This window comes from Bradyrhizobium sp. Pha-3, assembly GCF_042258615.1.
Classification (GTDB): domain Bacteria; phylum Pseudomonadota; class Alphaproteobacteria; order Rhizobiales; family Xanthobacteraceae; genus Bradyrhizobium.
The window spans coordinates 8657816-8672301 of the sequence record NZ_CP170152.1; the positions used below are offsets into that span (position 1 = coordinate 8657816).

Below are 14486 nucleotides of genomic sequence, written 5' to 3' on the forward strand. Positions count from 1 at the left end.
CAGCTCTCGCGAGGGACCGTAACCCCTCACCCGGCGCTCCGCGCCGACCTCTCCCAAGGGAGAGGTAAACCTCCGACGCCGCTCCAGCCCAACCCAATCTCATCGCGCTCTCGACTAATAATCCACCCGCATCAGATAGAGCCCGTCCGGCGGCGCGACGGGGCCACAGGCGGCGCGGTTGCGGGCGGCGAGTGCGCCAAACAGATCGTCCGCGCTCCAGCGGCCCTCGCCGACCCAGACCAGCGAGCCCACCATCGAGCGCACCTGGCTGTGCAGGAACGAGCGCGCCGACGTCACGATATTGATGGCGTCGCCCTCGCGCGTGACGTCGAGCTGATCGAGCGTCTTCTCCGGCGACTTGGCCTGGCACTCGGTGTCGCGGAAGGTGGTGAAATCGTGCTTGCCGAGCAGTCGCTGCGCGGCCTCATGCATCGCGTCAGCATCGAGCGCGCGCGGCACGCGCCAGACGCGGCCGATGTCGAGCGCGAGGTTCGCCCGGGTGTTGGTGATGCGATAGAGATAGTGCCGCTTGATTGCCGAGAACCGCGCCTCGAATTCGTCAGGCACGATATCAGCCGCAAGCACACCGATCGGATTCGGCCGCAAATGCGCGTTCAGCCCGTCGCGGAAGCGGCCGGGCGGAAAATGCTTGGCGATGTCGCAATGCGCGACCTGGCCGCGCGCGTGCACGCCGGCGTCGGTACGCCCGGCGCCATGGACGCGCACGTCCTCGCCGCAGATCGCCTTGACCGCCGTCTCCAGCGCGCCCTGCACGGTCGGCGCGGTATCCTGGATCTGCCAGCCGGAGAACGGCGTGCCGTCATATTCGATGGTGAGCTTGTAGCGGGGCATCAGGTGAGCCGCGCGGGCGGCTTCAGCGGCGTGCCGCGCAAAAAGTCTGCCGCCTTCATCGGCGCCTTGCCGGCGCGCTGCAATTCGAGGATCCGGACCGCGCCTTCGCCGCAGGCGATCGCAAGATTGTCGTCGAGCACGTCGCCGGGTTCGCCCGAGCCTTTCACCAATTCGCAGCGCAGGATTTTCAGCCGCACCGGCTCGCCCTCACCTGCGAGTTCGCACCAGGCGCCGGGGAACGGCGACAGCCCGTGGATGTGCCGCAGTACCGCGTGCGCCGGCTGCTTCCAGTCGATCCGCGCCTCGGCCTTCTCGATCTTGGCGGCGTAGGTGACGCCGTCCGCGCTCTGCTTGGTCAGCTGCAAGCCGCCACGCTGCAGCCCACCCATCGCGCGCACCATCAGATCGGCGCCAAGCGGCGCCAGCGCGTCGTGCAGGTCGGATGCCGTCATGCTGTCCGAGATCGGCAGCCGCTCGGCCATCGCGACGTCGCCGGTGTCGAGGCCGACATCCATCTTCATCACCATCACGCCGCTTTCGGCATCGCCGGCCATGATGGCGCGATTGATCGGCGCAGCGCCGCGCCAGCGCGGCAACAGCGAAGCATGCAGGTTGAAGCAGCCGAGCTTCGGCGCGTCGAGGATCGCCTGCGGCAGGATCATGCCATAGGCGACGACCACAGCGGCATCCGCGTCATGCGCGCGAAACTCCTCGAGCGCTTCGCCCGTCTTCAGCGTCTTCGGCGTCAGCACGGGAATGCCAAGGCGGCGCGCCTCCTGCTCGACCGGTGTCGGCTGCAACTGCAGGCCGCGCCGCCCGCCCGGCTTCGGCGCGCGGGTATAGACAGCCACGACCTCGTGGCCATGGGCCACCAGCTCCAGCAGCGTCGGCACCGCGAAATCGGGCGTGCCCATGAAGATCAGACGGAGAGGCATGCGGTCAGATTCTTCCGGGAGGATCCAATCTTCGTCATGGCCGGGCATAGCCGTCAAGGACGGCGTCGCTTTCGCTCGCCTATGCCCGGCCATCCACGTCTTTGGTCTCCCAGAAGGAAGACGTGGATGCCCGGGTCAAGCCCGGGCATGACGGCGGAGTGCGCGGCTATTCCGCCGCGCGCTTGGCGGCCTTCTCGAATTTCTTGAAGACGCGGTCGCGCTTGAGCTTCGACAGATAGTCCACGAACAGCACGCCGTTGAGATGGTCGATCTCGTGCTGGATGCAGGTGGCGTAGAGCCCCTCCGCATCCTCCTCATGCAGCTTGCCGTCGAGGTCGGTGAAGCGCAGACGCACCCGCGCCGGGCGCTCGACCTCCTCGTAATATTCGGGGATCGACAGGCAGCCCTCTTCGTAGACCGACAGCTCTTCCGAATGCGAAATGATCTCCGGATTGATGAACACCCGCGGCTGCGGCGTGGTCTCGCCGTTCTCGTCGCGCTTGGCGAGGTCCATGGTGATCAGCCGCAGCGGTTGCGCGACCTGGATCGCCGCGAGCCCGATGCCCGGCGCGTCATACATGGTCTCGAGCATGTCGTCGGCGAGCTTGCGGATCTCCGGCGTCACCTTCTCGATCGGTTTCGACACCAGACGCAACTGCTTGTCCGGCAGGATGATGATTTCTCGTAATGCCATGGCGGCGATTTAAGCTGCTGACTTCATGGGGTCAATGCGCTCAGGAACCGGTTAAGGCGGCCTTAACCACGTTTCTTCACGCAAGATTAACCAAGGAATTTAAGGAAGCGTTTACCATAAATGTTCCCTTTTCGTTCGGCAGCAACGCCGAATCGGCTACAACTGCCGGCATGAACGAGATTCTCCTCACGATTGGCGACCTTGCCCTCCGTGTCTCCGACGCGTTGATCGGCCTTGGCGCGCTGGCGCTGATCCTGCTGTTCGCCATCGCCGTGGTGATCGCGCGCGCCAGCCGGCGCGGCGCGGAACTCGCGATGGCCCAGGCCATTCGCGCCGACGAGCTGGAGGAGCGGCTCGCCGACATGCTGCGGGCGCAGAGCGAATCCTCCGGGCGGGTCGACGCCATGGCGCAGACGCTGGCCGGCCGCCAGGCCGAGATGGCCCGCGCCGTCAACGAGCGGCTGGATTCGGTGACCCACCGGGTCGGCCAGTCCATGGAACAATCGACCCGCAACACGATGGATTCGCTGCGCGTGCTGCACGAGCGGCTCGGCATCATCGATCACGCCCACAAGAACCTCAACGAGCTCACCACCCAGGTGACGACCTTGCGCGACGTGCTCGCCAACAAGCAATCGCGCGGCGCGTTCGGCCAGGCGCGGATGGAGGCGATCGTCCAGGACGGCATGCCGAAGGGCTCGTTCGAGTTCCAGTACACGCTGACGTCAGGCAAGCGGCCGGACTGCGTGGTGTTCCTGCCCGACCAGCGCCCGCTCTGCATCGACGCGAAATTCCCGCTGGAAGCCATGACCGCGCTGCACGATGCGCGCAGCGACGAGGAACGCAAATCGGCCTGCCAGCGGCTGCGCGCCGACGTGCTGAAGCATGTCAGCGACATCGCGGAGAAATACCTGATCCCGGGCGAGACCCAGGACACCGCGCTGATGTTCGTGCCGTCGGAATCGGTCTATGCCGAAATCCATGACGGCTTCGACGACGTGATCCAGAAGGCCTACCGCGCCCGCGTCGTGCTGGTGTCGCCCTCGCTGTTGATGCTGGCGATCCAGGTGATGCAGCAGATCCTGAAGGACGCCCGCATCCGCGACGCCGCCGACCAGATCCGCAACGAGGTGATGCATCTCGGCGACGACCTCGGCCGCCTGCGCGACCGCGTGCTCAAGCTGCAGACCCATTTCGGCCAGGTCAACGAGGATGTGCGGCAGATCCTGATCTCCGCCGACAAGATCGAAAAGCGCGCCGGCCGCATCGAGGAACTCGACTTCAGCAAGTCCGAGACCCCGATCGAGGTGCCTCGCTTCGTCAAGGCCGCCGCCGCCCCCGACCTGTTCCCCGCCCCGCGCAAGCTGCAGGCGGGGGAGTAGTATGGACCCTGATCTCACCTCATAGTCGGTGTCATCGCCCGGCTCGACCGGGCGATCCAGTATTCCAGAGGCGGCAGATGGGAGCACGCAACTACTACGTCTACATCCTCGCCAGCCATGTCGGCGGAACACTCTACATCGGTGTGACAAATGACCTCATTCGCAGAGTCGGCGAGCACAAGCTGAAACTCATCGAGAGCTTCACTGAGAAATATGGTGTGGTGAAGCTCGTCTATTTCGAGCAATTCGACGATCCCGAGAACGCGATCAAGCGCGAGAAGCGGCTGAAGAAATGGCCGCGCGCATGGAAAATCTCCCTAATCGAGAAAGACAATCCGGATTGGATCGATCTTTACCCGGAAATTGCCGCAGGTGGCGGATAGGCCTCTGGGATACTGGATCGCCCGGTCGAGCCGGGCGATGACAGTCTTTTTGGGGCCGAATCTGGTAACAACCACCCTATGACCGCACCTGAAGCCACGTCAGACGGGTCTGCCAAACCGGTCCCAGCGTCCCCCACCTCCTGGCGCGACAGCTTCGCCGTGTACCTGCAGCCGCGCGTCCTGATCGTGTTGCTGCTCGGCTTCTCTTCCGGCCTGCCGCTCGCGCTGTCGGGCTCGACGCTGCAGGTGTGGATGAAGGAGGCCGGGGTCGATCTCGGAACCATCGGGCTGCTGGCGCTGATCGGCACGCCCTACACGCTGAAATTCCTCTGGGCGCCGCTGGTCGACGCGCTGCATGTGCCGCTGTTCACGCAGATCTTCGGTCGCCGCCGCGGCTGGCTATTGCTCTCGCAGCTGTTGCTGATCGGGGCGATCCTGGTGCTGGCGCTGGCCGATCCGGCACGATCGCCATGGTTCGCGGCCTTTGCCGCACTGCTGGTCGCAACCGCCTCGTCGACGCAGGACATCGTGGTCGATGCCTTCCGCGTCGAAAGCCTGCCGGAAAGCGAGCAGGCTGCCGGCATGGCGTCCTATGTCGCGGCCTATCGTATCGGCATGCTGGTCTCGACCGCCGGCGCGCTGTTCATCGTCAGCGGTTTCGAGTCCGCCGGCCTCGCGCGCCCGTCGGCGTGGATGTGGGGCTATGTGGTGATGGCCGCGCTGGTCGTGATCGGCATCGTCACGGCACTTGCTGCGACCGAGCCGGTCCAATCGAAAGGCGCGGAGGCCGCCACGCATGCGCAGACCGCAGCCGAACGCGTCTTGCATGCGGCGCTCGGCGCATTCTCCGAGTTCCTCAGCCGCAAGGACGCATTGGCGGCGCTCGCCTTTGTGGTGCTGTTCAAGTTCACCGACGCGTTCTCGGGCACCATGACCGCGCCGTTCGTGATCGACATCGGCTTTTCCAAGGTTGATTACGCCGCGATCGTGAAGGGCGTCGGCCTTGCCGCGACCCTGATCGGCGGATTTGCCGGCGGCTTCGTGGCGCGGCGCTATTCGCTGGCGACCAGCCTGTGGATCGGCGGCGTGCTGCAGGCGGTCGCGAACCTCTCGTTCTCCTGGCTCGCGCATGTCGGCGTCGATCAATGGGCGCTGGCGCTCGCGATCACCGCGGAGAATTTCACCAGCGCGATCGGCACCGTGATCTTCGTCGCCTATCTCTCGGCGCTGTGCCGCAACCCGCTGCACACCGCGACCCAGTATGCGCTGCTCACGGCGCTCGCGGCAGTCGGCCGCACCTATCTATCGTCAGGCGCGGGCTATGTGGCGAAGGCCGTCGGCTGGCAAATGTTCTTCGTGATCTGCGTGCTGGTCGCGATCCCGAGCCTGATCCTGCTCGCCTGGCTGCAGCGGCGCGGGCATTTTGATGAGCTGGGGCCGGTGAGGGTTTAGCCCAGCCGCTCGCTCCCCTGTCATCACCCGGCTTGACCGGGTGATCCAGTATTCCAGAGACGTTCGTTGTTTGACGGAGAAGCCGCGGCACCACTCTCTCCGCGCGTCGTCCTGGCTTTCGCCGGGACGACGATGAGGATGGATCGCAACTCAAGAAACAGCGCGGTGCCATTACCCGCGCAGCCGGGCGATGACACCGCAATTGGGGCAGCTACTTCGCCACCACGCTCCACTTGGTGACGATGGCTTCGCTCATCTCGCCGGCATCCTTGGCGCAGGCGATCTCGTCGACCTTCACCGAGATGGCCTTGCCGGAAAGGCTCTTGAGCTGCGCGGCCTGGGTGTCGTTGGTCGGAATCAGCTGAAAGGTTTCCGGCCCGGTTTCGAGGTTGCAGAGACCGTTCGGCGGCGGCAGGCGGCGCGGCTCGCTGGTGATCTGGTAGGTCGCAACGCGCTTGCCGCGGTTCTTGGTGTCGCGCACCTTCATGACGCCGAGTTCCCCCGACAGCACGTCGCCGGCCCGGATCATCTTGCCGGGCTTCTGCGGCGCATCGCTCTGCTGGGCGAGCGCGCAGGGCGCGGCGAATGTGACCGCCAGAAACGCAACGGCCAAGCGTACGCCGAATCGGTGTGTCGTCATTTGCAGTGGTTCCGTATTTGATTCGTCAGAGCGTGGATGACCGTCCCCGAATCGTCATCCACCCTATCATTTTGTTTCAGTGCGATCTTTTCGACTTGTGACGGATCGCCTGGCGAACTCCGCCGCGTCCCGTTGCTGGATCGCTTGCTAGAACAGCGTCCGCTGCCGCATGGCTGCGGATAGCGTACCTTCATCGAGGTAATCAAGCTCTCCGCCGACCGGCACGCCATGCGCCAGCCGCGTCACTCGCACATTGGCCTCCGACAACAGGTCGGTGATGTAATGCGCGGTGGTCTGGCCATCGACGGTCGCATTCAAGGCGAGAATGATCTCGCTCACTTCGGGTGCGTGCGCGCGCGCCACCAGCTGATCGATGGTGAGATCCTGCGGGCCGACGCCGTCGAGCGGCGACAGCGTTGCGCCCAGCACGTGATAGCGGCCATTGGTCGCATTGGCGCGTTCCAGCGCCCAGAGATCGGCGACATCGGCGACCACGACGATGATCGAGGGATCGCGGCGCGGATCGGTGCACACCGTGCAGGGGTTTTGCGTGTCGATGTTTCCGCAAGTCTTGCAGACCTGGATCTTGTCGATCGCGACCTGCAGCGCCGCGGTCAGCGGCGTCATCAGGGCTTCGCGCTTCTTGATCAGATGCAGCGCCGCGCGCCGCGCCGAACGCGGCCCGAGCCCGGGCAGCCGCGCCAGCAGCTGGATCAGCCGTTCAATCTCGGGGCCGGCAACGCTTGCAGCCATTAGAGCATGATCCGGAAAAGTGTGGAGCGGTTTTCCGAAAAGATCATGCTCAAACAAAGATCTAAAGCACGATGATTCATCTTGATCCCGCCGCGCTTCAAGTCGGACCAAATCCCGGCGGCAGGCCGAGCCCACCGGTGAGTGCCATCATCTTCTCCTGCATCGCCGTCTCGGCCTTGCGGCGCGCATCGCCATGCGCGGTGACGAGCAGATCCTCGAGCACCTCGCGCTCCTCCGGCTTCATCAGCGACGGATCGATCTTGATGCCCTTCACTTCCATCTTCGCGGTCATGCGCACCGCGACCAGGCCGCCGCCGGAAATGCCCTCGACCTCGACATTGCCGAGCTCTTCCTGCATCGCCTGCATCTTGGATTGCAGCTGCGCTGCCTGTTTCATCATGCCGAGAAAATCAGCCATGCGTGCGTTCCTATCGCCAGATCAATCGTCGTCGCTGTCAGAAGTTTCAATCGGGTCTTCGCCGGTCGCATCCGCCACCGGAACCTCGGCGGCAAGGCGGCGGACCTCGACCACCTTGGTACCGGGAAAGCGCGCCAGCACCTCCTGCACGCGCGGATCGGCCTCGGCGGCCCGCTGATGCTCACTACGTGCCAATTCGTTCTGCGAGCGCACCGTGGGCTGGCCGGCCGCGTTGGAGATGATCACGGTCCAGCGCCGCCCGGTCCACAGTTCCAGCTTGCGCGACAGATCGGTGACGAGCGCGCGCTGCGCCTTCGGCTCGAGTGCGATCTCGAGCTGGCCGTCCTCGATGCGCACCAGCCGCACATCGGCCTCCAGCGCACTCTTGGTCATGATGTCGCGCTTCTCGCCGGCGAGCGCGATCAGTTGCGGAAAGCTTGATATCCGCAGCGCCGGCGCGGCATCGGCGACCGGCGCCGCCATCTGCGGGCGCGCGGCGAGATCGGCGCGCGGCGAGGCCTGCGGCGCGCGCACCGGCACTGAGGACATCGCCGACATCGTCGAGGCCGGCGCGCCGCGCGGCGGTGACGACGCGGCGGAGCCTGACGTCGCGAGGGCTGCGCCGCCGCCATTCTGCTCGATCATCCGGATCGCTTCATCCGGCGTCGGCAGGTCGGCGACATAGGCGATCCGCACCAGCACCATCTCGGCGGCAGCAGCCGGGCGCGTCGCGGTCTGCACCTCGGCGATGCCCTTGAGCAGCATCTGCCACATCCGCGACAGCACCCGCATCGACAGTTTTGCGGCGAATTCGCGCGCCCGCACGCGCTCAGTCTCGCCGAACGCGACATTGTCGGCGGTTCCCGGCACGACCTTCACGCGGGTGACGAAATTGACGAACTCGGCAAGGTCGGACAGCACCACGACCGGATCGGCACCGACGTCGTACTGTGCGCGGAATTCCGCGAAGGCGCCGGCGAGATCGCCGCGCGCCAGCGAATCGAACAGGTCGATCACGCGGGTGCGGTCGGCGAGGCCGAGCATCTGCCTGACCGCGTCGGCCTTCACGAGGCCTGCGGCATGCGCGATCGCCTGGTCGAACAGCGACAGCGAGTCACGCACCGATCCCTCGGCGGCGCGCGCGATGATGCCGAGCGCCTCGGGCTCGACCTCGACGCCTTCCTTGGCCGCGATGTTGCCGAGATGCTTCATCAGCACGTCGGCCTCGACGCGGCGGAGGTCGAAGCGCTGGCAGCGCGACAGCACCGTGATCGGAACCTTGCGGATTTCGGTGGTGGCGAACACGAACTTGGCGTGCTCCGGCGGCTCCTCCAGCGTCTTCAGGAAGGCGTTGAAAGCCGCGGTCGACAGCATGTGGACTTCGTCGATGATGTAGACCTTGTAGCGCGCGCTCGCCGGTGCATAGCGCACGCTGTCATTGATCTGGCGGACATCGTCGACGCCGGTGTGCGAGGCGGCGTCCATCTCCAGCACGTCCATGTGCCGGCTTTCCATGATCGCCTGGCAGTGCACGCCGAGGTCGGGCATGTGGATGGTCGGCCCCTTCACCGAGCCGTCGGGCTTCGCGTAGTTCAGTGCGCGGGCGAGGATGCGGGCGGTGGTGGTCTTGCCGACCCCGCGGACGCCGGTGAGGATCCAGGCCTGCGGAATCCGCCCGGTCTCGAACGCGTTCGAGACGGTGCGGACCATGGCCTCCTGGCCGATCAGATCCTCGAAGCTGGAGGGGCGGTATTTGCGGGCGAGAACGCGGTACGGCTTGGCCGTATCCGGCGCGCCACCCAAATCAAAACCGCCGTCAAGGCTTGCCTTGCCTGCGCCGTCGGACGGTTGGGAGGGGTCGCCAGCGTCATTCATGCATCGATCCGCAACTTGGGAATTGTCTCTTCGGCCGGCGTGCGGATAGGAGCCGAAATCGAGCGCCGGGCGCGGAGACCGCCATTCCAGCACGATTCGCTCGGAAAAACAGGTAGGAGACTGACGAGCGACCCGATCCGGACCTCGTTAGGGCTGCTTCCTTCCGGACCTGACCCGGTTGGCGAGTGGCTCGTCCACCGCCAATCTCCCGGTCCCTATTTGGGGCCAAAACCGCCGGAAAGCAAGCGGCCTGACCCGGCTTTGTAAGGCTGGCTTTGTGGGGCTTGTCTGGGAACACGGAAAGGCATTACTTGCCCCTCATGCCCGCCTCCAACTGGTCGCTGCATTCGCAGCTCAACAAAGACACCATCGACATCGGCGACCTGCCGCTGTGCAAGGTGCTCGTCATCAAGGATGCGCATTATCCCTGGCTGCTGCTGGTGCCGCGGCGCGACGGTGCGGTCGAGATCATCGACCTCGACGAGGTCGAGCAGGCGCAGCTGATGACCGAGATCACCCGGGTCTCGCGGGCCCTGAAAGAGGTCACCAAGTGCGACAAGCTGAATGTCGCCGCCCTCGGCAACCTCGTCCCGCAGCTTCACGTCCACGTCATCGCACGCCGTACCAGCGACGCTGCATGGCCGCGTCCCGTTTGGGGCGTGATGCCGCCGCTGGCGCATGACGCCGAGGAAGTGCAAAATTTCATCAGCGCGCTTCGCCGCAAGATCTGGTTGGGTTGAAATTCAATGTCTGCATCCGATTCATTTCCGCTCGGCCAACCGGCCTTCGTCACCCATGTGCTGGACCGCGCCGCGCATCTGCGCACCAATGACGAGAAGCTGTTCGCGCTGGAGGGCCACCGGGAAGCCCGCGCCTACGTGATCTATCGCGACTCGCTGGTCGTGAAGCAGGAGGATGGCGGGGCCCGCGCCCTGCTCTCGCTGGAGGAGGCCCGCAGCTTTGGCGCCAATCCCGGCACGATCTTCTTAGGGCTCCGCGATGCGGCGCCGATCTTCGGCATGGGGATCGCGCCGCAGGCGGCCGAGAAGCTGGTCGGGCGTCCTGATGTTGCGATCACCGAATTGCGCGGCATGGCGATGCAGGGCGTGGTACCGCCGGAGCAGCTCTCCGCCATCGCGATGGCGAAATCGATGGTGACCTGGCATCAGCGCCACGGCTTCTGCGCGAACTGCGGCACCCGTACGGCGATGAAGGAAGGCGGCTGGAAGCGCGAATGCCCGAGCTGCAAGGCCGAACACTTTCCGCGCACCGACCCGGTCGTGATCATGCTGGTCACCTCGGGCGACAAGGTGCTGCTGGGCCGGCAGAAGCAGTTCATGCCCGGGATGTATTCCTGCCTCGCCGGCTTCGTCGAGGCCGCCGAAACCATCGAGGACGCGGTCCGGCGCGAGATTTTCGAGGAGTCCGGCATCCGCTGCACCGACGTCAATTATTACATGACGCAGCCCTGGCCCTATCCGTCATCGCTGATGATCGGCTGCACCGCGCGCGCGACCAACGAGGACATCGTGGTCGACCGCACCGAGCTTGAGGATGCGCGCTGGTTCGACCACGCTGAGGCGACGCTGATGCTCAAGCGCCAGCATCCCGACGGCCTTGCCGGTCCGCATCCGTTCGCGATTGCCCATCATTTGCTCGGCCGCTGGGTGCACCACCGAAATCCGTTGGACCAATAGCGGGAACCGGACATCGTTCTGCCGATTACATCTGGCACAGCTTGTGCCAGATGACGGAACCATTGCGACGGACCTTTGCATGAATTTTCAAGACGGCGCCACGAAAGTCCCGCCCCGCATCCTCTGCATCGGCCTGCCGGTGCGCGACCTGACCTTCCGCGTCAACGTTCCGGCACGCGGCTCCAAGGAGAACGCAACCCATTTCGACGAGATCTGCGGCGGCAACGCGCTGAACGCCGCCATCGGCATCGTCCGGCTGGGCGGCCGCGCCTCGATCTGCGGGCCGATGGGCGATTCGCGGGAGACCTCGAGCCGCTACATTTTCGACAAGATGGCCCAGGAGGGCATCGAGACCAACCATCTCATCCACATGCCGGACCTGGTCACCCCGATCTCGGCGATCATGATCGACGACACCGGCGAGCGCACCATCGTCACCTTCCGCGATCCGGAGCTCTGGAAGGTCAAGCTGCCGCCGACCGAGCTGCTGCTGGAGGATTGCGCGGCGATCCTGACCGAGAGCCGCTGCGCGCCGTTCTGCACCGAGCTTTGCGCCGAGGCGGTCAAACGCGGCATTCCCGTAGTGGTCGACGTCGACCGCGCGATGTCGATGCGCGAAGGGCTGCTGACGGCCTCGTCCCATCTGGTGTTTTCCAGCGAGCCGCTGCAGCAGACCGCCGACGTCACCGACGACGGCCAGGCGCTGCAAAAGCTCGCCAAGCTCACCCCCTCCTTCCTGGCCGGCACCCGCGGTCCTCAGGGCACGATCTGGCTCAATGAGAAGGGCGGGCTCGAGGAGACGGCGGCCTTCCCGGTCCATACCGTCGACACGCTGGGCGCCGGCGACGTCTTCCACGGGGCGTTTGCCCTCGCCATTACCGAGAAGCAGGAGCTGCGGCAGGCGCTCCGCTTCGCTTCCGCCGCCGCGGCGCTGAAATGCACCCGGTTCGGGGGCGCTTATGCCGCACCGCAACGTACTGAAGTTGAAGCGTTTTTGGGCGAACACGCCGACGTCCGGCCGGCCTGACCGGTCACGACCCGCTTGATTTGGAAGATTTTTCTCTATATGAGGGAGTTTGAACCTTCATGTGGAACTTTCTTCTATGACCGATGTCGCCATTCAGCTTCACGACAACAACCGCCGCCTCGACGCCATCGATCGCAAGATCCTGACCGTGTTGCAGGAGGATGCCTCGCTTTCCGTCGCCGAAATCGGCGACCGGGTCGGGCTGTCGTCGACGCCGTGCTGGAAGCGCATCCAGCGGCTCGAGGCCGACGGCGTCATCCTGCGCCGCGTGGCGCTGGTCGATCAGAACAAGATCGGGCTCGGGATTTCGGTGTTCGTCTCGGTCGAGAGCGCCGACCATTCGGAAGCCTGGCTGCGCAAGTTCGCCGACGCCGTCAGCGCCATGCCCGAAGTGATGGAGTTCTACCGGATGGCCGGCGACGTCGACTACATGCTGCGCGTCGTGGTCGCCGACATGCAGGCCTATGACGTGTTCTACAAGAAGCTGATCTCGGCCGTGCCGCTGAAGAACGTCACCTCGCGCTTCGCGATGGAGAAGATCAAGTCGGTGACGGCCCTACCGGTGCCCGCGGCGTAAGGGGCACCCTCAGGCGTAGCGGCACACTCAACTGTCATCGCCCGGCTCGACCGGGCGATCCAGTACGCCGCGGCTTCTCGACTCAATCACAACCGTCTCTGGAATACTGGATCACCCGGTCAAGCCGGGTGATGACGAATTGATTTGCGGAGGCTCCGCCTCAAATCTTCTGATTGTACTCGCCGACCTCGGGGTGCGTGCGCAGCACCGAATCCATCGCCTCGAACATGTCGCGCATGCGCTGCTCGCTGACCGGGCTTTCCACCACGACCACGAGCTCCGGCTTGTTGGAGGATGCGCGCACCAGGCCCCAGCTGCCGTCCGCGACCGTGACGCGCACGCCGTTGACGGTGACGAGATCGCGGATGTTCTGGCCCGCGACCTGCGCGCCGTTCTGCTGCAGCGTCTCGAAGTGCTTCACCACGGCATCGACCACGCCGTATTTCGCCTCGTCGGCGCAGTGCGGCGACATGGTCGGCGACGACCAGGTCTTCGGCAGCGCATCCTTCAGGTCGGCCATCGACTTGCCGGGCGCGCGGTCGAGCATCTCGCAGATCGCGATCGCCGACACCAGGCCGTCGTCGTAGCCGCGGCCGAACGGCTTGTTGAAGAAGAAGTGGCCGGACTTCTCGAAGCCGGCGAGCGCGCCGAGCTCGTTGGTGCGGCGCTTCATGTAGGAATGCCCGGTCTTCCAGTAGACGGTCTTCGCACCCTGCTTCTGCAGCACGGGATCGGTCACGAACAGCCCGGTCGACTTCACGTCGACGACGAACTGCGCGTTGGCGTTGATCGCCGACATGTCGCGCGCCAGCATGACGCCGACCTTGTCGGCAAAGATCTCCTCGCCGGTGTTGTCGACCACGCCGCAGCGGTCGCCGTCGCCGTCGAAGCCGAGGCCGACATCGGCCTTGTGCGCCAGCACCGCATCGCGGATCGCGTGCAGCATCTCCATGTCTTCCGGATTCGGATTGTATTTCGGGAAGGTGTGATCGAGCTCGGTGTCGAGCGGGATCACCTCGCAGCCGATCGCCTCCAGCACCTGCGGCGCGAACGCGCCCGCGGTGCCGTTGCCGCAGGCCGCCACCACCTTCAGCTTGCGCGTCAGCTTCGGCCGGCTGGTGAGGTCGGCGATGTAGCGCGCCGGATAGTTCTCGTGAAACTGGTAGGAGCCGCCGGCCTTGTTGTCGAACGCGGCATTGAGCACGATCTCCTTCAGCCGCGTCATCTCGTCCGGGCCGAAGGTGAGCGGGCGATTGGCGCCCATCTTGACGCCGGTCCAGCCATTGTCGTTGTGCGAGGCGGTGACCATCGCAACGCAAGGCACGTCGAGATCGAACTGCGCGAAATAGGCCATCGGCGTCACCGCGAGCCCGATGTCATGCACCTTGCAGCCGGCCGCCATCAGGCCCGAGATCAGCGCGTATTTGATCGACGCGGAATAGCCGCGGAAATCGTGACCGGTGACGATCTCCTGCTTGACGCCGAGCTCGGCGATCAGCGCGCCGAGCCCCATGCCCAGCGCCTGCACGCCCATCAAATTGATCTCCTTGTTGAACAGCCAGCGCGCGTCGTATTCGCGAAACCCGGTCGGCTTCACCATCGGCTCGGATTCGAAGGCATAGGTGTTCGGGACCAGCACGGGTTTCGGCTTGGGAAACATCAGAAATGGCCTCGTGGAAATGCGGAGGAACGATGCCGCCGGCTTTAGCGAATGCATCGCCGCAGCGGAAGGCAGGATTGACGGCTTGTGGCCAATAATTACGGCAGATTTGGCGTCGGCGAAATATCGGTTGACATGTCG

15 protein-coding genes and 1 other RNA gene are annotated in these 14486 nt (G+C 65.0%); 7 read left to right on the forward strand and 9 right to left on the reverse strand.

From position 1 onward, the window contains the following. Window positions 1-114: 114 nt before the first annotated feature. From truA to def, 3 genes are all read right to left on the reverse strand, one after another. The gene (gene truA / locus ACE10Z_RS40470; RefSeq protein ID WP_375785665.1) at window positions 115-852 is read right to left on the reverse strand and encodes a tRNA pseudouridine(38-40) synthase TruA; all 738 of its coding nucleotides are present in this window, start codon (window positions 850-852) and stop codon (window positions 115-117) included. Next, the gene (fmt, locus tag ACE10Z_RS40475) at window positions 852-1787 is read right to left on the reverse strand and encodes a methionyl-tRNA formyltransferase (protein WP_375785666.1); all 936 of its coding nucleotides are present in this window, start codon (window positions 1785-1787) and stop codon (window positions 852-854) included. The genes truA and fmt overlap by 1 nt, the downstream gene beginning before the upstream one ends. Before the next feature lie 166 nt (window positions 1788-1953). Next, a complete protein-coding gene (gene def, locus ACE10Z_RS40480; RefSeq protein ID WP_076864526.1) occupies window positions 1954-2481 on the reverse strand; it encodes a peptide deformylase in 528 nt (175 codons plus the stop codon). 170 nt (window positions 2482-2651) lie between these two features. Between def and ACE10Z_RS40485 the strand changes: the two genes are divergently transcribed. The 3 genes from ACE10Z_RS40485 to ACE10Z_RS40495 all read left to right on the forward strand — a co-directional run bounded on the left by ACE10Z_RS40485 (window position 2652) and on the right by ACE10Z_RS40495 (window position 5698). Further along, window positions 2652-3863: a DNA recombination protein RmuC gene (locus ACE10Z_RS40485; protein WP_375785667.1), complete on the forward strand. Its 1212-nt coding sequence runs from the start codon at window positions 2652-2654 to the stop codon at window positions 3861-3863. A gap of 77 nt (window positions 3864-3940) precedes the next feature. Continuing rightward, window positions 3941-4246 carry a GIY-YIG nuclease family protein gene (locus tag ACE10Z_RS40490; RefSeq protein WP_375785668.1) on the forward strand — a complete coding sequence of 102 codons (306 nt, stop codon included), beginning with the start codon at window positions 3941-3943 and terminating at the stop codon, window positions 4244-4246. A gap of 78 nt (window positions 4247-4324) precedes the next feature. Then, window positions 4325-5698: an MFS transporter gene (locus ACE10Z_RS40495; protein WP_375785669.1), complete on the forward strand. Its 1374-nt coding sequence runs from the start codon at window positions 4325-4327 to the stop codon at window positions 5696-5698. A gap of 211 nt (window positions 5699-5909) precedes the next feature. On the opposite strand, the gene ACE10Z_RS40500 is transcribed toward ACE10Z_RS40495, so the two are convergent. The 5 genes from ACE10Z_RS40500 to ffs all read right to left on the reverse strand — a co-directional run bounded on the left by ACE10Z_RS40500 (window position 5910) and on the right by ffs (window position 9593). Further along, a complete protein-coding gene (locus ACE10Z_RS40500; RefSeq protein WP_375785670.1) occupies window positions 5910-6338 on the reverse strand; it encodes a hypothetical protein in 429 nt (142 codons plus the stop codon). 147 nt (window positions 6339-6485) lie between these two features. After that, complete coding sequence (recR, locus tag ACE10Z_RS40505) at window positions 6486-7091, reverse strand: recombination mediator RecR (protein ID WP_028335942.1); 606 nt, start codon at window positions 7089-7091, stop codon at window positions 6486-6488. A gap of 97 nt (window positions 7092-7188) precedes the next feature. Then, the gene (locus ACE10Z_RS40510) at window positions 7189-7509 is read right to left on the reverse strand and encodes a YbaB/EbfC family nucleoid-associated protein (protein WP_092122614.1); all 321 of its coding nucleotides are present in this window, start codon (window positions 7507-7509) and stop codon (window positions 7189-7191) included. Window positions 7510-7530: 21 nt separating this feature from the next. Beyond that, window positions 7531-9384, reverse strand: coding sequence for a DNA polymerase III subunit gamma/tau (locus ACE10Z_RS40515; protein ID WP_375785671.1), 1854 nt, complete (start codon window positions 9382-9384; stop codon window positions 7531-7533). A 112-nt stretch (window positions 9385-9496) separates the two neighbouring features. Further along, an RNA gene (gene ffs / locus ACE10Z_RS40520) (signal recognition particle sRNA small type) lies at window positions 9497-9593 on the reverse strand. Between the two features lie 111 nt (window positions 9594-9704). Between ffs and ACE10Z_RS40525 the strand changes: the two genes are divergently transcribed. From ACE10Z_RS40525 to ACE10Z_RS40540, 4 genes are all read left to right on the forward strand, one after another. Further along, the gene (locus tag ACE10Z_RS40525) at window positions 9705-10124 is read left to right on the forward strand and encodes an HIT domain-containing protein (RefSeq protein WP_212021210.1); all 420 of its coding nucleotides are present in this window, start codon (window positions 9705-9707) and stop codon (window positions 10122-10124) included. A 6-nt stretch (window positions 10125-10130) separates the two neighbouring features. After that, window positions 10131-11081, forward strand: coding sequence for an NAD(+) diphosphatase (gene nudC, locus ACE10Z_RS40530; RefSeq protein ID WP_375785672.1), 951 nt, complete (start codon window positions 10131-10133; stop codon window positions 11079-11081). Between the two features lie 79 nt (window positions 11082-11160). Continuing rightward, window positions 11161-12108 carry a sugar kinase gene (locus ACE10Z_RS40535; RefSeq protein ID WP_375785673.1) on the forward strand — a complete coding sequence of 316 codons (948 nt, stop codon included), beginning with the start codon at window positions 11161-11163 and terminating at the stop codon, window positions 12106-12108. A 76-nt stretch (window positions 12109-12184) separates the two neighbouring features. Then, complete coding sequence (locus tag ACE10Z_RS40540; protein ID WP_024578797.1) at window positions 12185-12685, forward strand: Lrp/AsnC family transcriptional regulator; 501 nt, start codon at window positions 12185-12187, stop codon at window positions 12683-12685. A gap of 160 nt (window positions 12686-12845) precedes the next feature. Here ACE10Z_RS40540 and ACE10Z_RS40545 read toward each other — a convergent pair whose 3' ends face one another. After that, window positions 12846-14345, reverse strand: a complete 1500-nt coding sequence (locus tag ACE10Z_RS40545; protein WP_375785674.1) for a phosphomannomutase/phosphoglucomutase — start codon at window positions 14343-14345, stop codon at window positions 12846-12848. Window positions 14346-14486 lie beyond the last annotated feature (141 nt).

Coding starts and splice junctions, on each gene's coding strand:
- truA (WP_375785665.1), bottom strand. CDS start 852: ATGCCCCGCTACAAGCTCACCATCGAATATGACGGCACGCCGTTCTCC.
- fmt (WP_375785666.1), bottom strand. CDS start 1,787: ATGCCTCTCCGTCTGATCTTCATGGGCACGCCCGATTTCGCGGTGCCG.
- def (WP_076864526.1), bottom strand. CDS start 2,481: ATGGCATTACGAGAAATCATCATCCTGCCGGACAAGCAGTTGCGTCTG.
- ACE10Z_RS40485 (WP_375785667.1), top strand. CDS start 2,652: ATGAACGAGATTCTCCTCACGATTGGCGACCTTGCCCTCCGTGTCTCC.
- ACE10Z_RS40490 (WP_375785668.1), top strand. CDS start 3,941: ATGGGAGCACGCAACTACTACGTCTACATCCTCGCCAGCCATGTCGGC.
- ACE10Z_RS40495 (WP_375785669.1), top strand. CDS start 4,325: ATGACCGCACCTGAAGCCACGTCAGACGGGTCTGCCAAACCGGTCCCA.
- ACE10Z_RS40500 (WP_375785670.1), bottom strand. CDS start 6,338: ATGACGACACACCGATTCGGCGTACGCTTGGCCGTTGCGTTTCTGGCG.
- recR (WP_028335942.1), bottom strand. CDS start 7,091: ATGGCTGCAAGCGTTGCCGGCCCCGAGATTGAACGGCTGATCCAGCTG.
- ACE10Z_RS40510 (WP_092122614.1), bottom strand. CDS start 7,509: ATGGCTGATTTTCTCGGCATGATGAAACAGGCAGCGCAGCTGCAATCC.
- ACE10Z_RS40515 (WP_375785671.1), bottom strand. CDS start 9,384: ATGAATGACGCTGGCGACCCCTCCCAACCGTCCGACGGCGCAGGCAAG.
- ACE10Z_RS40525 (WP_212021210.1), top strand. CDS start 9,705: ATGCCCGCCTCCAACTGGTCGCTGCATTCGCAGCTCAACAAAGACACC.
- nudC (WP_375785672.1), top strand. CDS start 10,131: ATGTCTGCATCCGATTCATTTCCGCTCGGCCAACCGGCCTTCGTCACC.
- ACE10Z_RS40535 (WP_375785673.1), top strand. CDS start 11,161: ATGAATTTTCAAGACGGCGCCACGAAAGTCCCGCCCCGCATCCTCTGC.
- ACE10Z_RS40540 (WP_024578797.1), top strand. CDS start 12,185: ATGACCGATGTCGCCATTCAGCTTCACGACAACAACCGCCGCCTCGAC.
- ACE10Z_RS40545 (WP_375785674.1), bottom strand. CDS start 14,345: ATGTTTCCCAAGCCGAAACCCGTGCTGGTCCCGAACACCTATGCCTTC.